Here is an 18,855-nt window from a genome sequence, read left to right as displayed (position 1 = left end):
TTAGTGTTGACCGTGTGACTGAAGAGGATCTGTCCATCACCCGGGAGCCTCGCGCGTACTTCACTTTCGTCTTCATCGGACTGCTGGCAGGCCTCCTGTCGGGGCTGTTCGGCGTCGGCGGCGGAACGGTGATCGTGCCCCTGCTCGTGCTGATGCTGCACTATGGTCAGCGCCGCGGTGCCGGCACGTCGCTCGCCGCGATCGTGCCGACGGCGAGCATCGGTGTCATCTCGTACGCCCTGGCCGATGCGGTGGCCTGGATCCCGGCGCTCATCCTCGCCGGAGGCGCTGTCGTGGGGGCGCAGATCGGCACCTGGTTGCTGCCGAAGGTGTCGCAGTCGGCATTGCGCTGGGGCTTCGTGGCGTTCCTCGTCGCGGTCATCGTCAGCCTGTTCGTCGTGATCCCCTCGCGCGAGGCTGAGCTCGTGCTCGGGTGGGGCAACGGCATCGGCCTTGCGGGTGTCGGCGTCGGCACCGGCATCATCGCCGGGCTCATCGGCGTCGGTGGAGGCGTCGTCGTCGTGCCCGTGCTGATGCTCGTCTTCGGCACCAGTGACCTGGTCGCCAAGGGCACGTCGCTGCTGATGATGATCCCCACCGCGATCTCGGGGACCATCGGCAACCTGCGTCACGGCAATGTCGACCTGCTGGCGGCCGGCATCATCGGACTCGCCGCTTGCACGACGACGGCGCTGGGCGCCTGGTTGGCGACGATCGTGGATCCGTTCGTCGGCAACATGCTCTTCGCGGGCTACCTGCTGTTCATTGCGGTGCAGATGAGCGTGAAGGCCATCCGCGGACGCCGGCGCTGATCTCGCCCGCGCTGGAGGGTTTGTCCGGTCGTGGGCACCGGCGCTTCTGAGGCACGCTCGGTAGGATCGAGGGGTGCCTGTGAACAACGAACTGGTCGGCCGGGAGTTCCCGCCGACGGCCCCGTATCTGGTCGGACGAGAGAAGGTGCGCGAATTCGCCCGCGCAGTCTTCGCGGATGCTCCTCAGCACACCGACGTCGAGGCGGCCCGCGCGGCCGGCTATGCCGACGTCGCTGCGCCGCCGACCTTCGCGATGGTCGTGCAGGACCTCACTCTTCAGCAGCTGCTCGCCGAGCCCGACTCGGGGATCGTGCTCGCCCGTACGATCCACGCCGAGCAGCGGTTCGCCTACACGCGTCCGATCGTCGCGGGCGATGAGCTGACCGCGCAGCTGGCGGTCACGGGCATCCGCACTCTCGGAGGCAACGCGATGATCACGAGCGACGCGACGATCACCGATGGCGACGGCGCGCACGTCGTCACCGCCACCAGCGTTCTGCTGGTGGGCTCGGAAGCTACCGACGAGGAGGCGAAGTGATGGCCGAGTACACCGTTGGCGACATCGTCGCCGAGCGCACCGTGTACCTGACACGTGAGTCGCTGGTGCGTTACGCCGGGGCATCCGGCGATTTCAACCCGATCCACTACCGCGACGATGTGGCCGAGGCCGTCGGCCTTCCCGGCGTGCTCGCGCATGGCATGCTCACGATGGGGCTGGCCTCATCGACGGTGCTGGCCGCGCTTCCCGCCGACGTCCGTGTGATCGACTACGGGGTGCGCTTCACCAAGCCGGTCGTCGTCGATCCCGAGCACGGCGCCGATGTGCACGTGCTCGCCAAGGTCGGCGCTGTCGATGAGACCTCGGCACGCATCGATCTCACGGTGAAGGCCGCCGAGACCACGGTGCTCGCCAAGGCCCAGCTGCGCGTCGCGCTCTGAAGGGGCGTCGGCTGAGATGACAGAGATCGAACCCATCGCCCTGCGCGAGCTGACCACCCTGCGGACGGGCGCCGCCCCGCATCGGATGCTGGATGCCACCACGACCCCCGAGCTCATCTCCGCTCTCCGCGAGGTGTGGCAGGAGGGAGGCGAGTGGTTCGTGCTGGGCGGGGGATCCAATCTCTTCGTCGGTGACGAGCCGTTCGACGGCACGGTCATCCGCATCCTCACCACAGGTATCGAGGAGCTGCCGTCGCCGCACGAGGGTCGCATCCGGTTGCGTGTGCAGGCGGGGCATTCGTGGGACGACCTGGTCGCCTACGCGGTCGAGCGCGGGTACGCGGGCATCGAGGCGATGAGTGGCATCCCCGGTACCGTCGGCGCGGCTCCCGTGCAGAACGTGGGCGCCTACGGGCAGGAGATCCAGGAGACCCTCGTCGAGGTCGAGCTGATCGACGAGCACGCCGACGCCGCCGTCGTGGTTCCGGCCGCCGAACTCGGATTGGGGTTCCGTACCTCGGTACTCAAGCACCATTACGGCGAGGTGCAGGAGCGCCGCGCCGTCATCCTCTCGGTGACTCTCGACCTGGCTGTGACGGGCGATGGCGGACGCGTCGTGCGCGGTGACCAGCTGCGCCGGGCCCTGGGCCTGGAGGACTACGAGCCTGTGCCGCTGAGCTGGGTGCGCGCGCGGATCCTCGAGACCCGTGCGATGAAGGGGATGCTGCTCGACGAGGCCGATCCCGATACCCGTAGCGCGGGGTCGTTCTTCCAGAACGCGATTGTGTCCGAGGCCGTGGCGCGCACGCTGCCGGCGGAATGCCCGCGGTGGAAGGTCGAGCCCGACCTCGACGCGATGACGGTGATTCCGTTGGATGACTACTACGGGCTCAGCCCGCGCGCCGAGCGGCCCGCGAGCATGGTGAAGGTCAGCGCCGCATGGCTGATCGAGAACTCGGGCATCCGCAAGGGCTTCAAACTGCCGCGTTCGCGCGCGGGCATCTCGACGAAGCACGCCCTCGCGGTGACCAACCGCGGCGGTGCGACCGCCGCTGAGGTGAGCGAGCTCGCCCGCTTCGTGCAGAGTCGCGTGCACGCCGAGTACGGTCTGCTGCTGCAGCCCGAGCCGGTTCTGGTGGGCGTCGAGCTCTGACACCGCCGCCACCCCCACTTCACGCCGAGACCCCTACGTAGCTGCGCAGCTACGTAGGGGTCTCGGCGGTAGAACGGGGTGTCGACGCGCGGGTCAGGAGGCGAACAGGCGCAGATCGATCGTGTTCATTGTCGGGACGGTCAGAAAGCCCTCCGGGGACACTGCGACGGGCTCACCCGTCGCTGTGCGGATGCTGGCGCCGGTGCCTCCGGTAATGCGGTAGGGCAGGGCCGGGTCGGAGGTCGCGTTGATGATGACCAGACGCTCGATGCCGGTCAGATCCAACTCGAGCGTGCGCGGCTGATAGGCCGCGACCACGCGCGTTCCGCCCAGGCGAGAGCTCACGACCGGATAGCCCTCAGCCGGTAGCGAGGCGCACACCTCTCCGCGGATGAGCACGTCGCGCAGGTCGCGCCAGAGGGCGATCAGCTCGGTGAGTCGGGTGACCTGCTCGTCGGGAAGCGTGTCCAGCGGCATCGAGATCTGCGGCACCGAGAAGAACGCGCCGAAGAACTGCCGCGATACGGCGTCCACTCCCGCGTCCGGCGACCACATCAGCGGGTCGGAGTGCACGATCTGCGCGGTCGTGAGCAGCCGCAAATCCACCGTCGAACGCCGGTTCTGGTCGGCATCGGCGGGACAGTCGTTCGCGCGCACGACATCGGCGAATCCGGCGATCTCGGGGGAGACATACGGCTGGCGGTACTCGATGACAGATCCCGGGCGGGCGGCGCTGACCGCATCTGACACCTCGCCGAGAAGTACCTTCATAGCTCGGCCGACATCGCCGATGTCCCCGTGCGAGGGGGTTCCGGCGTACACCATTGCATCGTTGAGGAAGTCGATCTTCAGCCCTTCGAGACCGTACTCCTGAACGAGCCGGACGCACGTGTCGACGATGTGGCGACGCACCAGGGGATGCCGGGGATCGAGCACGTGCGCGCGCAACCCGTCGGAGCGGTGCGGGGCGAACCGCTGCAGGGCGGCGAACGCCTGGCTGCGCTCGCCGAGCAGCAGCGGGGCGATCCACGCGACAGCGCCCAGTCCCTCGGCGCGCAGCGCCTCGATCGTTTGTCGGAAGTCTGGAAACTTCGCGGTGTCCGGCACCCAGTCGCCGCAGCCGGCGTACCAGCGTCCGTCGCCGAACGCCTGCCAACCGTCGTCGATGAACAGCGACTTGGCGCCCAGGCGACGGGCGATCGGCGCCTGCGTGCGCAGGATCTCATCCGAGATCCGCTGCGAGCACGCGTACCAGGTCGAGTACACGGGCTCGATGGCCAGCGGCGACACAGGGCGTTCCGGGAGGCCGCGTCGCAGCACCTGCGACAGGGCCTCGATCGCGCGACCGTACGCGAGCGGCTCCGTGACGATGTGCAGGTGGAACGGCTGCCCGCTCGCCACGATCTCCGCGCCGACGCCGAGGCGCGAGACGAACGTCTTCGACTCCTCGGAGACGCCGTACTCCAGGAGGCCGCTCGCCGTCATGCAGTCGTAGGCGAAGGCGACGTGGGAACTCTCGTCCGTGTCGCACAGCACCGCGAGCGGCAGCGACCACACTGCGCTGAACTTCTGGCGACCGGCCCAGTCAGCCGGCAGCCCGCGGACGGCATCGAATCCGCCGTGCCACACGCCAGAGGCGTTGCCGAGCGGCGCTTCGAGGACGACTTGTCCTTCGGAATCCGGCGCGATGGCGACCGTGGTGACGGCGCCGTCGCCGGTCACCGACAGGATTCGGCATCCGCCGCCGACACCGACAGTGATATCGCGGGCGACGGGGGTCCACTGGACGGCGTCCAGGTGATGGTCTTCGAGGAGCACGGTGATCCTTACTGCTTTACTGCACCGGCGAGGATGCCGGCGACGAACTGACGCTGGAGGAAGAGGAAGAGGATGAGTACGGGGAGCATCGACAGGAACGTGCCCATCAGCAGCTGGCCGTAATCGGTCGTGCCGATGCCCTGCAGCGTGGCGAGGGCGACCGGAGCGGTGTACGCCTCTGGTGTGCGGAGCACGACGAGCGGGTAGACGAAGTCGTTCCACTGCGCGAGGAAGAGGAAGATTGCCAGGGCGGCGATCGCCGGTCGTACGGTCGGCACAACGATGCCCATGAAGATGCGGAATTCACCCGCGCCGTCGATCCGCGCCGCCTGGATCAGCTCGTCCGGCACAGCCGTCATCGTCTGCTTGATCAGGAAGATGCCGAACGGCAGTGCGAGGTTCGGCAAGATCAGCGCCTGATAAGTGTCGAGCCAGCCGATGCTGACCATCAGCTGGAACAGCGGTACCAGCGTGACCTGTGAGGGCAGTGCGAGCGTGACGAGCACGACGCCGAACAGCAGCGAGTTGCCGGGGAAAGTGAACTTCGCGAACGCGTACCCGGCTGCTGTACAGACGATCAGACCCAGCACGGTGTAGGTCAGTGATACGAACAACGAGTTCAGCATGGCTCGGCCGAACAGGGTGTCGGTGAGCACACCCACGAAATTCTGGATGAAGTGGTCGCCCGGAAGGAAGTTCGGCGGCGTCGAGAAGATCTCGGATGAGGGATACGTCGTCGCGATGATGAGCCAGTAGAACGGCAGTGCCATCAGCACGGCACCGGCGGTGATCGTCGTGGTGAGCACGAGCGACTTCGTACGGCGGTGCGGGGTGGTCGCGAGTGCGGTGTCGGTCATGGCTTCTCCTTGAAGAACCGCAGCTGGATCAACGAGATCACGGCGATGATGATGGTCAGTGCGTACCCGATCGCCGACGCGTAGCCGAAGTCGAAGTACTGGAAGCCGTTCTGATACAGGTACATGCCCACGGTGAGAGTGGCGTTGTTGGGGCCGCCGTTGGTGAGGACGTACGGCTCGTCGAAGAGCTGGAGCGTGCCGATTGTGGAGAGGATCACGGTCAGTGCCAGTGCCGGACGGAGCCCGGGAAGGGTGACGTGCCAAAAGCGGCGTCGTGCGTTCGCGCCGTCGACCGATGCCGCCTCATACAGCTCACCAGGGATGGACTGCAATTGCGCCAGGTAGATGATCGCGCTCTGCCCGGTGTAGTGCCAGGTCATCGCGATGACGATGGCGATCCGCGCCCAGAACGGGTCGCCGAGCCAGGGGATCGGATCGACGCCTACCAGCCCGAGCAGGTAGTTCACGAAGCCGTCCTGCGTGTTCAGCAGGGCGCGGAACAGGATGCCGTAGGCGACGAGCCCCATCACGATCGGGACGAAGTACAGAGCCCGGAACAAGGTGCGCGTCTTTAGCAGTAGCGAGTTGAAGGCCACAGCCAGCAGCACGGCAAGAGCCAGCATGATGGGCACCTGCACGATGAGGATGATGGCGGTGTTCCCCAGCGCCTTGTAGAACAGCGGGTCGGCGAGTAGGCGCACGTAGTTCTGCATGCCGACGAAGGTCGTCTGGCCGCCGATGTTTGCCGTCAGGCTCAGCCACAGGGCGCTGGCGTATGGGTACAGCTTGAACGTCGCGAACAGCAGGATCATCGGCGCCAGGAACAGGTAGGGAACGTAGCGCGGGTGGCCGATCGATGATCGTCTGCGCCGGGTGGTTGCGTTGGTCACGGTGTGATTCCTCGGGGAGAGGGGTGCTACCGCCGATGGCGACGGCAGCACCCCGACGGCGTCAGTCCTTCGCGATCTTGCGACCGGTCTGCGATGCGACCTGCTCGGCCGCGGCGTCCAGCGCCTCCTGCGGATCAGCGTCCTCCAGCAGCACCTTGCTCTGTGCATCGGTGTACGCCTTCAGTGCTCGGGCGTAGTCGCTGGTGTAGTTGATGGCCGGCGTATCCTGCGCGAGCTGGGCGATGAAGACGTCGTTCACGCGCTGACCGTTGTAGAACTCGCTCGGAGCAGAGAAGTTCGGCGACTCCAGCAGCGGCTTGTATCCCGGGAACATGCCGCCCCCGTCGTACATGAGCTCCTGGCCATCGAGGGTGCCGAGGGCAAACTCGACGAACGCGGCCGCGGTGGCCTGGTTCTTGCTGGAGGTCGGGATCGATAGGTAGGTGCCGCCGTTGACCGCTGCGGTGAGACCGCCGGGCGTGACTGCCGGAGGCTGTGCGACGGCCCACTTGCCGGCCATGTCCGGTGCCTCGTTCTCGATCACACCGGCCAGCCAGCCGCCGGCAGCCAGCGTGGCGACCTCGCGCTCGCCGCGGATGGTGGCCAGCAGAGCGTCCCAGCCGCCGGGCACGTCGCCGACGATGCCGAGGTCGTTCGCCTCCTTGATGAGCTCGAGCGAATGGATGCCCTCCTTGCTGGACATCACGATGTCGCCCTCCTCATTGAAGTAGAACGAACCCTGCAGCGCGGTCAGCAACTGCCAGAGGCCCGCGGAGTCCGCGACCGTGGCTGCCTTGTCCTGCGTGTACAGGTCGGCGCCGGTACTCTCCTTGATGGCGACGCCCGCCTCGAGGAGGTCGTCCCAGGTCTTGATCGACTCGAAGTCGACACCGGCCTCTTCGAAGAGGTCCGTGCGGTAGAAGAAGCCGGTCGCGTTGACCTCGTAGGGGATGCCGTAGAGGGCGCCGTCGGCGCCCGAGCCGCTCTTCCATGCGCCGGCGGGGAAGTCCTTCTCCAGGTCGCCCATGCCGTAGTCGCGCAGGTCGACGAGCTGACCGGGGAACTTCTCGACGTAGTTGCCCATGTAGTCGATGCCGATGTTGAGCACGTCGGCGAGACCTGCGCCGCCTGCGGCCATGCCGGTGGTGATCTTGTCCCAGATGGCGGGGTTGCCGACATCCTGGACCTCGATCTCGACGTCGGGGTGCAGCTTCTGGAATGCGGGGATCGCGGCCTTGAGGCCCGCGCCGGGAGCATTCCAGCTCCAGACGGTGATCTTGCCGCCGATCTCGCCATCCGGGCCGGAACTCGACTCGGCGGCGGGAGAGCAGGCGGTCAACGACAGCGCGGCGATGCCGGCCATCGCGAGCAGCGCTGTGGAACGGCGTGAGAACTTCATCGTTCGATGTCCTTTCAGGGCAGGGGGTGCAACTTCGCTGACCAGACTGTAGCAACGCAAATAGCATTTATGCAAGAATTAGTCGCAAGTTTGCAAAACTCGAAGGAGAGCCATGAGCACGGATGCAGTCCACCTCACCGCCGGCGGCGTCAGCGTGATCATCGCGGCGGATGCCGGGACGATGCCGTACGTCGCGTACTGGGGCAGGGGCCTGGGCGAGCTTAGCGACGCCGAACTGCAGCAGATCGCGCAGGACGCACACCGGCAGTGGGCTGTCAGCACGCCCGACCTGCCCGTGCCCGTCGGCGTGCTTCCGGAGGCGCGTCAGGGCTGGTTCAGCATCCCCGGAGTCGCGGGGCACCGCCACGGCGCCGTTCCCTTCGCCGCCTTCGCGCGCGTCACGCCGCTACTTGCCTCCGGGCGCAGCCTCGAGGTCACCGGCATCGACACGGCCGCGGCGCTCGAGGTCACCCTCCATCTGGAGTTGTTCGACAGCGGTCTGCTGCGCACCCGAGCCTCGTTGCGCAACGACGGCGTCGACGAATACACCGTCGGCGGGATCGACGTCACGATGCCGGTGCCGCCGCGCGCGACCGAGATCCTCGACTTCAGCGGCCGCCACAACGGCGAGCGGCGCCCGCAGCGCGCCGTCGTCGTGGACGGCACCCACTTGCGCGAGAACCGCCGAGGACGCACCGGCCCGGACGCCGTCACGCTGCTCGCCGCCGGCGAGCCGGGATTCACCGAGGAACGCGGTGAGGTGTGGGCCTCACACGTCGGCTGGTCGGGGAATCAGCGTTCCTGGCTGCACCGCGGCAACAGCGGAACCGCCCACCTCGGCGGCGGGGAGCTGCTCGCCGAAGGTGAAGTACCGCTGCTCGCCGGCGAGGAGTACACCTCGCCATGGGTGTACTTCACCTACGGTGACGGCCTCGACGCGGCATCCGCCCGCATTCATGACATGCTCCGCGCACGACCCGGCCACCCGCCGATCGGGCGCCCGATCACGCTGAACACCTGGGAGGCCGTCTACTTCGACCACGCGATCGCGCCGCTGATCGAGCTTGCCGACGCGGCATCCGAGATTGGCGTCGAGCGCTTCGTGCTCGATGACGGATGGTTCTCCGGGCGACGTCACGACCGCGCCGGCCTCGGCGACTGGTTCGAGGACGCCGACGTCTGGCCGCACGGTCTCGGGCCACTGGTCGATCACGTCCGCAGCCGCGGCATGCAGTTCGGCCTCTGGTTCGAACCCGAGATGACCAACCCCGACTCGGAGCTCGCGCGGCAGCATCCGGACTGGATCCTCTCGCCGATCGACCGCGATGCACCGCTGGCGCGTCAGCAGCTGGTGGTGAACATCGCCCACCCGGAGGCCTTCGCCTACATCGCCGAGCGCCTGATCGACATCATCACGGGCCACCGCATCGACTACGTGAAATGGGACCACAACCGCGACCTGGTCGAGCCGGTGGACCGGCTCACCGGCCGGGCCGGCGTGCACCGGCAGACGCACGCCACCTACCGCCTTATGCGGACGGTGCGCGAGGCGTGCCCCTGGCTGGAGATCGAGTCGTGCTCCGCGGGTGGCGGTCGCATCGACCTCGGTATCGTCGATGTCGTCGACCGCTTCTGGAGCAGCGATTCCAATGACCCCCTAGAACGTCAGCGCATTCAGCGCGGCACCAGTTTGCTGATGCCGGTGGAGATGCTCGGCGCGCACGTCGGCGCGCACGTTGCGCACGTCACGGGGCGCGCCGCGTCCATGACGTTCCGGGCCGTGACCGCACTCGTCGGCAGCTTCGGCATCGAATGGGATCTTCGCGAGGCGACGCCGGCGGAGCGCGACGAACTGGCCGGATGGATCACCGTCGTCAAACGTTTGCGCCCGCTGATCGAACGAGGGCGGCAGCACCGTCTGCAGACGGAACCGCAGCTGGTCGCGCAGGCGATCGTCGCGGCCGATGGTGGACACGCGGTGGCCACCATCGCGGCGATCGACTCCCCGCATCATCTCCCGGGCGGCCACCTGCGCATCACCGGTCTGGATCCCGAGCGTACCTACCGCATCGAGCGGGTGCTGATCGACGGCGCGGCGGATCCCACCGCGAGCCGGCGCCAGCCGCTGTGGTGGTCAGACACCTTGGAGTTCTCTGGGAGAGTGCTCGCTGAGATCGGACTCGGTCTGCCGACGCTGCGCCCGCAGGAAGCCGGACTCGTCGAGTTCACCGTGGTCTCCTGATGCGCGGCATCGGACTGCGCAGCAGCTGCACGCGCCTGGAGGAAATCTTCGACTGGGCACGGATCACCGCACTCGGGCACCGCGTCGACGGCGGCGTCAGTGGACTGCGGGACGTGTCGGAGCACACTCCCGAAGGCCTCGGCGAGGTGCCGTACGCGGATGCCTACTGGGCAGGGTACTCGCATCGGTCAGGCTACTACTTACGCGACTTCGTCCACCAGGCCGTGGGGGCGCAGCTGCTCGGAATGGCGGATCGCAACGATGCCATGCTGGGTTCGTTCCTGCGCTCGGCGACCGCTGAGCGTGGTGACTGGCCGCTGTGGGCACTCAACTTCGACCGCCACACGCCCCTGCAGATCGACTACCGTGGGCCGGATCGATTCGTGCGCGAACTGCCAGCCGTGTTCGAACTGGCCGAAACGGCGCATGTGCTTCAGCGCTGGACCGGGAATCCGATCTCGCGCGATGCGCTCAGTACCGTGACCCGCTTCGTTGAATCGTTCGTTGATGACCACGACCTGCCACCGGGCAACGGCGTCGCCGGCATTGACGGACCCGGCATCTTCGACGGCACGGCAAGCTACAACGAGCTTCCCGGTGTGATCTTGCGCGAGGCGGGCGACGGGTTCGGCTCGCAGTACGCGGCGACACGGCATGTGGCGGCGCTGGTGTCGGGCAATGGCGGCGACCCTGCGTTGCTCGTCGCTCGTGCGGATGCCCTGCTGGCGCTGTACAGGAACACGTGGAGCCGCGGCGCAGGGGAGGGGGTGGTCTGCGGATGGACCCCGACGGGGCATCCGATCCGCGCGTGGTCGAGGGAGTCGACCTGGTTCCCATTGCTGAAGGGGCTTCTCACTGATGATCGGGCGGGTGCCGAGCTCGACCGAGTCGATCGGCTTTGCCGCGACTCCGAAACCGCGCCGAAGAACGTCGAGGCTCTCACCTACCTGCCCGATCTGTACTTTCGTCACGGGCGTGCCGATACGGCCTGGAACTGGATGCAGCGAGTGTTCGCGCAACGTGACGAGCCACATGAGGTGTCGCTGCAAGGCCGCAACGGTTCCTACCCGGAAGTCTCATTCACCCTCCTTTCCCAGGTGGCGCTTGGAATCCTGGGGATGGAAGTGGATGCCAGGCGAAGTCGCCTTACGTTGCGGCCCGGATTGCCGACAGGGGTGAGAGATGTCGAGATGACGGGTATCCCCTTTGCGGATGGGCAGCTCGACCTGTGCGTCGCACAAGGGCGATGCCGTGTCGTGAATGAGACCTCGCGATCACTGAGGGTTGCGATTGGTGAAGCGGGCTTTCGGGACCCTCACCTGAGTGGTGCTGAGCGGCCCGGGACCGCCGTGACGATCCGATCGGGCGAGGCTCTTGCACTGCCAACGCTGATCTAACTTCAGTGCGTGTGGGCCGGGCCGGTCGACCTCCGTACTCGCAACTCGGGTTCTACCAGAGTCTCTTCGGTGCGCACAGGGCGATCATGCACCATGGTCACTAGCGTGCGCGTGCACAGTTCTGCAATCGTCTCGATGGGTTGGCGGACGCTTGTCAGCGGCGGGTCGGTGAACTCGAGCATGTATGTGTCGTTGTACCCAATAACTGAGACGTCTCCGGGAACCTCCAGGCCACGTCTGCGGATCGCCCGGTAGGCACCCAACGCCATATCGTCGCTGGATGCGATGATCGCCGTCGCGCCGGCGTTGAGCAGTTCGTCTGCAGCGCTGCGGCCTCCGTCGATTGAGTAGTGCACGCGCACCACGAGGTCTTCGGCGTCGGTCAAACCGCGCGAGTCCATCGACGAGAGGTACCCTTCGACACGTCGATCTGCGGGGATGTTCCCCGCTGGGCCGGCCATCATTCCGATTCGGCGGTGTCCGAGTTCGTATAGGTGTGCAACGGACAGCTCCGCGGCCTGCCAGTCATCAGTGGATATCGCGGGCGCATCGACAGCCGAGAACGGGCCGTTGATGGTGAGGAAGGGGACGCCGCGTGACTCGAGGAGCTGGTGCGCGACCGGGTCAGAGGTGCGCAGAGTATTGCTGGAGGAGAGGAAGATTGCGCCGGCGATGCCCTTGTCGATCAGCATCTCGACGTAGTCCTGCTCGGCTATCGTGCCGGGGTACACAGGACAGACCACCGCCCGCAGCCCGTGCGGGCTCAAGCGTGTCTCAATCTCATCCGACATCTCGGAGAAGATGATTCCCTTCAAGCTCGGTGTGAGGATCAAGACGATCTCACCCTTCACGCTCCGCTCGTACCCGACTTCGCGAAGCGCAGCTTCCACTTGATCACGGGTCTTCTGCGCGACGCCGTACTTTCGGTTGAGTACACGACTGACGGTCGCTTCGCTGACCCCGGCGAGAGCGGCGATCTCGGAGAGTCGCATTGATCCAGCCGGCGATCTTGTCTTGCGCGACGTAGACGTTCTCGCGTCTACTTCCTCTGCTCCCTCGGTCTTGCGCCTGTCCAGGTCCATGCTCCAATCTTGCACGAACAGCAGATGCCTGGACGTCGCACACTCTCGGCATGAGTAGGCAGTCCCGCGCCGGGGAACGCGGCAGAGATGCTGACGGGTCTGCGCTTCGCGAATCAGGGGAGAGCTAATGCTGCTCCCGGTCATCGATCCGCTGCAGAAGCGGCCATGGGGCGACCACGACGGCACGCTTGTCGACCGGTTCGGTGTTCCCTGGCTGATCGGGTATCAGGGCTGATCGACCTGACACCGCCGACACCCCCACTTCACGCCGAGACCCCTACGTAGCTGCGCAGCTACGTAGGGGTCTCGGCGGTAGAACGGGGTGTCGACGCGCGGGTCAGGAGGCGAACAGGCGCTGCAGGCGCTGCACGCCCTCCAGCAGCTGGTCGTCGCCGAGCGCGTACGACAGGCGCAGGTAGCCGGACGGGCCGAAGGCCTCGCCGGGGACGACGGCGACCTCGGCCTGTTCGAGGATCAGATCGGCCAGCTCGAGCGACGTCGTGGGAGTCACACCGCCCCAGGTTCGGCCGAGGAGGCCCTGCACATCGGGGTACACGTAGAAAGCGCCCTGCGGGTTGGGCACCACCAGCCCGTCGATCTTCGACAGCTCCGACACGATCAGACGGCGACGGCGGTCGAACGCCTCGCGCATCTGCTCCGCCTCGGTCTGAGGCCCGGTCAAGGCAGCGATGGCTCCGCGCTGCGCGACGTTGTTGACGTTGCTCGACAGGTGCGACTGCAGGTTGGCGGCGATCTTGATGGCATCCGCCGACCCCACCATCCAGCCCACACGCCAACCGGTCATCGCATACGTCTTGGCGACGCCGTTGACCAGGATCGTCTGACCGGCGACCTCGGGCAGCGCCTCGACGATCGAGGTGGCCTTGACGCCGTCGTAGGTGAGGTTCTGGTAGATCTCATCCGAGATCACCCAGATGCCGTGCTCGACGGCCCAGGCGGCGATCGCGGCGGTCTCGTCGGCCGAGTACACCGAACCGGTCGGGTTCGACGGCGAAACGAACACCAGCACTGTGGTGCGGTCGGTGCGCGCGGCTTCGAGCTGCTCGACGGTGACCTTGTAGTCCTGGTCGGCGCCGGCGAACACCTCGACGGGCACGCCGTCCGCCAGGCGGATCGCCTCGGGGTACGTGGTCCAGTACGGCGCGGGCAGCAGCACCTCGTCGCCGGGGTTCACCACGGTCTGGAAGGCCTGGTACACCGACTGCTTGCCGCCGTTGGTGATCAGCACCTGCGAGGGCGAGACCTCAAGGCCCGAGTCGCGCAGCGTCTTCGCGGCGACGGCTTCGCGCAGCGCGGGAAGTCCGGCCGCCGGCGTGTACCGGTAGTTGGCCGGGTCGGCGAGGGCCTCGGCGGCGGCATCCACGATGAATTGCGGCGTCGCGAAATCGGGTTCGCCGGCCGCGTACGAGATCACGGGGCGGCCTTCGGCCTTGAGGGCCTTGGCCTTAGCATCCACCTTCAGCGTGGCGGACTCGGCGATGGCGGACAGCTTGCGGGAGAGAGGGGCGCGTTCGGTCACGATCTTGATCGTACTCGGGTGGCGCTACTCATTGAATCCTCTCCCGCGCTGCTCGTAGCGTCGGCGGCGATCGGCTGTGGCCGGCGCGACCGAAGGAGCTCGAATGCACACGACCAGACGCGGATTCCTGCAGCTCGGAGGCACGGCGCTCGCCGCGTCGCTGATCCCCGGACTGCTGCCGAGCAGCGCCGGCGCGGCGCCCCCGCCGCTGTCCATCGCGGGAGGGACGGAAGCGCTGCGTGCGCGCTGGGTCGACGCGCTCACCAGCCGATCGATCATCACCGCCGATCCGACAGGGTTCGACGACGCCATCGCCGCGCTCGACCGGGGGACCACTGCGCTGATGCAGCAGATCGCCCCCACCGGCACCCGGTACTTCACCTCGACCGACTGGACGGTTGGCGCCACGGATCTGCTGCGTTCGAACCAGATGCGGCTGAACTACGTCAACCTTGAGAAACTCGCCACGGCGTGGGCCACCCCCGGCTCGACGCACGAGGGGTCGTCCGAGGTGCTCGATGCGGTGCGCACGGGGCTTGCGCACATGCACGAACAGATCTACCACCCCGGCACCGCGTGGTGGGGCAACTGGTGGTCGTGGAACATCGGTGCCGCGCAACCCCTGGCCAATGTCATGGCGCTGATCCGCGACGAGCTCGATCAGGCCGACATCGACCGCTACTGCGTGGCGTTCGATCATTTCCTGCCCGAGCGCGACCCCCGACTCCAGCAGCATCCGAGCGGCGTGCAGGAGTCCAACGGCGCCAACCGCGTCGATATCTGCCAGGCCGTCATCGTGCGCGCCGTCGTCCAGCCCGACGAGCCGCTGCTGCGCGCGGCGGTCGACGCGCTCAGCCCCACCTGGCAGTACGTGACCGAGGGCAACGGCTTCTTCGCCGACGGCTCGTTCGTACAGCATTCCACCATTGGCTACACCGGCACCTACGGTCTTGTACTGCTGGGCGGCCTGTCGAAGCTGTTCGCCCTGCTCGCCGATTCGGACTTCCCCATCGTCGACCCCACGCGCAGTAATCTCACCGGTGTGATCGAGGGATCGTTCGCGCCCTTCATGTTCAACGGGCAGATGATGGACGCGGTGCGAGGGCGTGCGGTCGCACGCTATGCCCTGCGCAGCAAGGACAATGGTGACGAGCTCATCGAGCACACGCTGCGCCTGGCTAAGGCCGCCGACCCCGATACCGCGGCACGATGGCGGGGTCTGTGTCGGCAGTGGATCGAGTCGAACGCTGCCGCCGACATCGCCGAATCGACGAAGATCGGCCGCCGTGCACTGGTCGCGGAGCTACTCGACGCCGAGGTCGTAGCCAGACCGGATGCCACCGGCCCGCGGTTCTTTCCCGCGATGGACCGTCTTGTGTACCGTTCGACCGACGGCTCCTGGGCACTATGCGTCGCGATGTGCTCGAACCGGATCGCGTGGCACGAAGGAACGGGCGCCGAGAACATGCGGGGTGTCAAGACCAGCCAGGGGATGACCTATCTCTACCTCGCTGACGACGACACGCACTTCGACGATCACTTCTGGGCGACATCCGACCTCGAGGCGCCTGTCGGTGCCACCGTGGATCTCACTCCGCTGCCGGACAATCCGGAAGGGCAATGGGGTGAGACGACCCCGGCGAACGAGTGGACGGGCGGCGCGACGCTCGACGAGTTCGCGGTCTCGGCCATGCACCTGGTCGCGCCGGGCGGAACCGGACTCGTCGCCCGCAAGGCGTGGTTCTTCCAGGACGATCTCGTCGTCGCGCTCGGCAGCGACATCTCCTCGCGCAGCGGGGCCGAGGTGCGCACGGTCGTCGAACACCGAAACCTCGGTGGCACTCCGCGCACACTCACGGTCGACGGCGAGGCGATCACCGCCCCGCGCACTCTGCGCGGCGCGCGCTGGGCGCACCTCGCCGACGTCGGCGGCTATGTGTTCCTCCCCGGCTCGCCCGCCCTGCGCGCCGAGCTGGTCGAGCGGCAGGGTCGATGGACCGACAACGCGACACGTTCGGTGCCCGAGACACAGCAGGTGCGTCGCCGTCAGTACGCGACGCTGGCGTACACGCACGGACCGGATGCCACCGATGCGTCGACGTACGCCTATGCACTGCTGCCGGGTGCTGACGCGGCGCAGACCGCCGCCCGCGCCGGCGACCTCGGCGTGCGGGTGCTGCGCAACGACTCGGCGGTGCAGGCGGTGCGGTTGCCCTCCGGCGCGATCTGCGCCGCGGTGTGGGCAGGCGCCGCGTTCGACAGGGTGCGGATCTCATCGAGCGCGACGCTCATCCTCAAGAAGATCCCGACCGGTCTGGAGGTGTCTCTCGCCGACCCCACCCAGACTCAGGACGCCCTGGACGTCGTGCTGGTCGGCATCGCCGGTGACCGCGTGTCCGGGCCGGACGCGGACCGCGTCTCGCTCACTCGCGTCCGATCCGAGGTGCGACTGCGCGTCGATACCCGCGGCACCGCGGGCAGGTCGCTGCGCTTCTCGGTGCATCGACGCTGAGCACGCCACGGATGCCGGTGCGATCTCAGCGCTCGACGAGGATGCCGTCCTCGTCGGCATAGAGCCGGGCGCCGGGGCGGAAGACGACGTCGCCGAACTCGACAGTGACATCGACCTCGCCGACGCCGTCCTTGGCGCTCTTGCGCGGGTTGGTGCCCAGCGCCTTCACTCCGAGCGGCATCCCCGCGATTGCGGCGCTGTCGCGCACGCAGCCGTGGATGACGACGCCGGCCCAGCCGGCATCCACCGCGAGCTGCGCGATCATGTCACCCATCAGTGCGGTGCCGAGCGAGCCGGCGCCGTCGACGACGAGCACGGCACCGTCACCGGGGGAGGAGAGCAGCGTCTTCACGAGCGCATTGTCCTGAAAGCAGCGCACCGTGCGGATCGGACCCTCGAACGCGGTCACCCCGCCGAAGGAGCGCAGTTGAAGCGGGAGCGACTGCAGGGCGTCGCCGTGCTCGTCGTAGAGGTCTGCGGTGGAAGTCATCGAGGCGTCCTGTCTGCGGGGTGGTGGCGGAAAGAGACGAGAGGTCGGATGCCGTCGCATCCGACCTCTCGGTGGGTCAGGTCAGCCGTGTCAGCTGAACTGGTTCATGGTGTTGTGCTGGCCGCCGGCCTTGAGAGCGGCGTCGCCGGCGAAGTACTCCTTGTGGTTGTCGCCGATGTCGGAACCGGCCATGTTCTGGTGCTTCACGGTGGCGATGCCCCCGCGGATCTCGCGGCGCTGCACGTCCTTGACGTAGGCGAGCATGCCCTCGTCGCCGAAGTAGCCCTTCGCGAGGTCGTCGGTCGACAGGGCGGCCGTGTGGTAGGTCGGCAGGGTGATGAGGTGGTGGAAGATGCCGGCGCGCGCCGAACCGTCGCGCTGGAACGTGCGGATCTTCTCGTCGGCCAGGCGGGCCAGCTCGGTGTCGTCGTACTCGACGCTCATCAGGGCGCTGCGGTCGTAGGCCGAGACGTCCTCGCCCTGCTCGGCGAGTGCGTCGTAGGCCTGCTGACGGAAGTTCAGCGTCCAGTTGAACGACGGGCTGTTGTTGTAGACCAGCTTGGCGTTCGGGATGACCTCGCGGATCGCGTCGACCATGCCCGCGATCTGCTCGACGTGCGGCTTCTCGGTCTCGATCCACAGCAGATCGGCACCATTACGCAGCGACGTGATGCAATCGAGCACGCAGCGCTCCTCACCGGTGCCGGCGCGGAACCGGTACAGGTTGCTGGCCAGGCGACGCGGCCGCATGAGCTTGCCGTCGCGCTTGATGACGACATCGCCGTTGCCGAGGTCTCCGTCGGCGATCTCCTCGACGTCGAGGAAGGAGTTGTACTGGTCGCCGAGGTCGCCGACCTCGGTCGTCACGGCGAGCTTCTGCGTCAACCCGGCGCCGAGAGAGTCGGTGCGTGCGACGATGATGCCGTTGTCGATGCCGAGCTCGAGGAAGGCGTAGCGCACCGCGTTGAGCTTGGCGATGAAGTCCTCGTGCGGCACGGTGACCTTGCCGTCCTGGTGGCCGCACTGCTTCTCGTCCGAGACCTGGTTCTCGATCTGGATCGCGCAGGCACCCGCCTCGATCATCTTCTTGGCGAGCAGGTAGGTCGCCTCGGGGTTGCCGAAGCCGGCGTCGATGTCGGCGATGATCGGCACGACGTGGGTCTCGTACTCGTCGATCTGTGACTGGATGAACTCGGCGGCGGTCTCGTCGCCGGCGGCGCGCGCGGCGTCGAGCTGGGTGAACAGCAGGTCCAGCTCACGGGCGTCGGCCTGGCGCAAGAAGGTGTAGAGCTCTTCGATCAGCGCCGGTACCGCGGTCTTCTCGTGCATCGACTGGTCGGGGAGCGGGCCGAACTCGGACCGCAGCGCCGCGACCATCCAGCCGGACAGGTACAGGTAGCGCTTGTTCGTCGACTTCAGGTGCTTCTTGATCGAGATCAGCTTCTGCTGCCCGATGAAGCCGTGCCAGACGCCCAGCGACTGGGTGTACAGCGACGAGTCGGCGTCGTACTCGGCCATGTCGCGGCGCATGATGTCGGCGGTGTACTGGGCGATCTCGAGTCCGGTGCGGAACCGGTTCTGTGCGCGCATGCGGGCAACCGACTCGGGGTCGATCGCGCTCCACGGGGAGCCCTGCTCGTCCTTCAGCGCCTGGACGGCGGCGATGTCATCCTGGTAGCGGGTCATGTCGTCTTCCTTCGTTGGGATGCTGGTGTTCCGGTGCG

The 18,855-nt window shown here is 67.1% G+C and carries 15 protein-coding genes and 1 pseudogene; 8 read left to right on the top strand and 8 right to left on the bottom strand.

Features of this window, described 5'->3' with window-relative positions:
• Window positions 1-14: 14 nt before the first annotated feature.
• The 4 genes from ACLD0U_RS10950 (at window position 15) to ACLD0U_RS10935 (ending at window position 2,904) form a co-directional block, all read left to right on the top strand.
• Window positions 15-812: a sulfite exporter TauE/SafE family protein gene (locus tag ACLD0U_RS10950; RefSeq protein ID WP_274367563.1), complete on the top strand. Its 798-nt coding sequence runs from the start codon at window positions 15-17 to the stop codon at window positions 810-812.
• Window positions 813-885: 73 nt separating this feature from the next.
• A complete protein-coding gene (locus ACLD0U_RS10945) occupies window positions 886-1,350 on the top strand; it encodes a MaoC family dehydratase N-terminal domain-containing protein (protein WP_410340636.1) in 465 nt (154 codons plus the stop codon).
• Window positions 1,350-1,751: a MaoC/PaaZ C-terminal domain-containing protein gene (locus ACLD0U_RS10940; protein ID WP_410340635.1), complete on the top strand. Its 402-nt coding sequence runs from the start codon at window positions 1,350-1,352 to the stop codon at window positions 1,749-1,751. Before ACLD0U_RS10945 ends, ACLD0U_RS10940 begins: the two co-directional genes overlap by 1 nt.
• Window positions 1,752-1,767: 16 nt before the next feature.
• Window positions 1,768-2,904, top strand: coding sequence for a UDP-N-acetylmuramate dehydrogenase (locus ACLD0U_RS10935; RefSeq protein ID WP_206551486.1), 1,137 nt, complete (start codon window positions 1,768-1,770; stop codon window positions 2,902-2,904).
• 93 nt (window positions 2,905-2,997) lie between these two features.
• Here ACLD0U_RS10935 and ACLD0U_RS10930 read toward each other — a convergent pair whose 3' ends face one another.
• From ACLD0U_RS10930 to ACLD0U_RS10915, 4 genes are all read right to left on the bottom strand, one after another.
• Window positions 2,998-4,722, bottom strand: a complete 1,725-nt coding sequence (locus ACLD0U_RS10930) for a glycoside hydrolase family 36 protein (RefSeq protein WP_410340634.1) — start codon at window positions 4,720-4,722, stop codon at window positions 2,998-3,000.
• 8 nt (window positions 4,723-4,730) lie between these two features.
• The gene (locus tag ACLD0U_RS10925) at window positions 4,731-5,579 is read right to left on the bottom strand and encodes a carbohydrate ABC transporter permease (protein ID WP_410340633.1); all 849 of its coding nucleotides are present in this window, start codon (window positions 5,577-5,579) and stop codon (window positions 4,731-4,733) included.
• Window positions 5,576-6,469, bottom strand: a complete 894-nt coding sequence (locus ACLD0U_RS10920; RefSeq protein ID WP_410340632.1) for a carbohydrate ABC transporter permease — start codon at window positions 6,467-6,469, stop codon at window positions 5,576-5,578. Before ACLD0U_RS10920 ends, ACLD0U_RS10925 begins: the two co-directional genes overlap by 4 nt.
• A 61-nt stretch (window positions 6,470-6,530) precedes the next feature.
• Window positions 6,531-7,868: an ABC transporter substrate-binding protein gene (locus tag ACLD0U_RS10915; protein WP_410340631.1), complete on the bottom strand. Its 1,338-nt coding sequence runs from the start codon at window positions 7,866-7,868 to the stop codon at window positions 6,531-6,533.
• Window positions 7,869-7,980: 112 nt separating this feature from the next.
• Between ACLD0U_RS10915 and ACLD0U_RS10910 the strand changes: the two genes are divergently transcribed.
• Both ACLD0U_RS10910 and ACLD0U_RS10905 read left to right on the top strand, forming a co-directional pair.
• Window positions 7,981-10,110, top strand: coding sequence for an alpha-galactosidase (locus tag ACLD0U_RS10910; RefSeq protein WP_410340630.1), 2,130 nt, complete (start codon window positions 7,981-7,983; stop codon window positions 10,108-10,110).
• The gene (locus tag ACLD0U_RS10905) at window positions 10,110-11,507 is read left to right on the top strand and encodes a hypothetical protein (protein ID WP_410340629.1); all 1,398 of its coding nucleotides are present in this window, start codon (window positions 10,110-10,112) and stop codon (window positions 11,505-11,507) included. The genes ACLD0U_RS10910 and ACLD0U_RS10905 overlap by 1 nt, the downstream gene beginning before the upstream one ends.
• Window positions 11,508-11,509: 2 nt before the next feature.
• Here ACLD0U_RS10905 and ACLD0U_RS10900 read toward each other — a convergent pair whose 3' ends face one another.
• Window positions 11,510-12,499 (bottom strand): LacI family DNA-binding transcriptional regulator, encoded by a 990-nt coding sequence (locus tag ACLD0U_RS10900; RefSeq protein ID WP_410340628.1) that lies wholly within the window; start codon window positions 12,497-12,499, stop codon window positions 11,510-11,512.
• A 229-nt stretch (window positions 12,500-12,728) separates the two neighbouring features.
• Here ACLD0U_RS10900 and ACLD0U_RS10895 point away from each other — a divergent pair.
• A pseudogene (locus tag ACLD0U_RS10895) lies at window positions 12,729-12,824 on the top strand (VOC family protein); the annotation flags it as partial.
• Between the two features lie 102 nt (window positions 12,825-12,926).
• On the opposite strand, the gene ACLD0U_RS10890 reads toward ACLD0U_RS10895, so the two are convergent.
• On the bottom strand, window positions 12,927-14,129 hold the full coding sequence (locus ACLD0U_RS10890) for a pyridoxal phosphate-dependent aminotransferase (RefSeq protein ID WP_410340627.1): 1,203 nt from the start codon (window positions 14,127-14,129) through the stop codon (window positions 12,927-12,929).
• Between the two features lie 103 nt (window positions 14,130-14,232).
• Between ACLD0U_RS10890 and ACLD0U_RS10885 the strand changes: the two genes are divergently transcribed.
• Complete coding sequence (locus ACLD0U_RS10885) at window positions 14,233-16,641, top strand: polysaccharide lyase 8 family protein (RefSeq protein WP_179410087.1); 2,409 nt, start codon at window positions 14,233-14,235, stop codon at window positions 16,639-16,641.
• A 25-nt stretch (window positions 16,642-16,666) separates the two neighbouring features.
• Here the strand turns inward: ACLD0U_RS10885 and rraA are convergent, their stop codons facing one another.
• On the bottom strand, window positions 16,667-17,131 hold the full coding sequence (rraA, locus tag ACLD0U_RS10880) for a ribonuclease E activity regulator RraA (RefSeq protein ID WP_179410088.1): 465 nt from the start codon (window positions 17,129-17,131) through the stop codon (window positions 16,667-16,669).
• 90 nt (window positions 17,132-17,221) lie between these two features.
• Entirely contained in the window at window positions 17,222-18,817 is a 1,596-nt protein-coding gene (locus tag ACLD0U_RS10875; RefSeq protein ID WP_179410089.1) for an isocitrate lyase, read from the bottom strand.
• Between the last annotated feature and the right edge of the window lie 38 nt (window positions 18,818-18,855).

Source organism: Microbacterium sp. 2216-1 (assembly GCF_046507855.1).
Lineage (GTDB): Bacteria > Actinomycetota > Actinomycetes > Actinomycetales > Microbacteriaceae > Microbacterium > Microbacterium esteraromaticum_C.
This window is presented reverse-complemented; position numbering and strand designations above follow the sequence as displayed.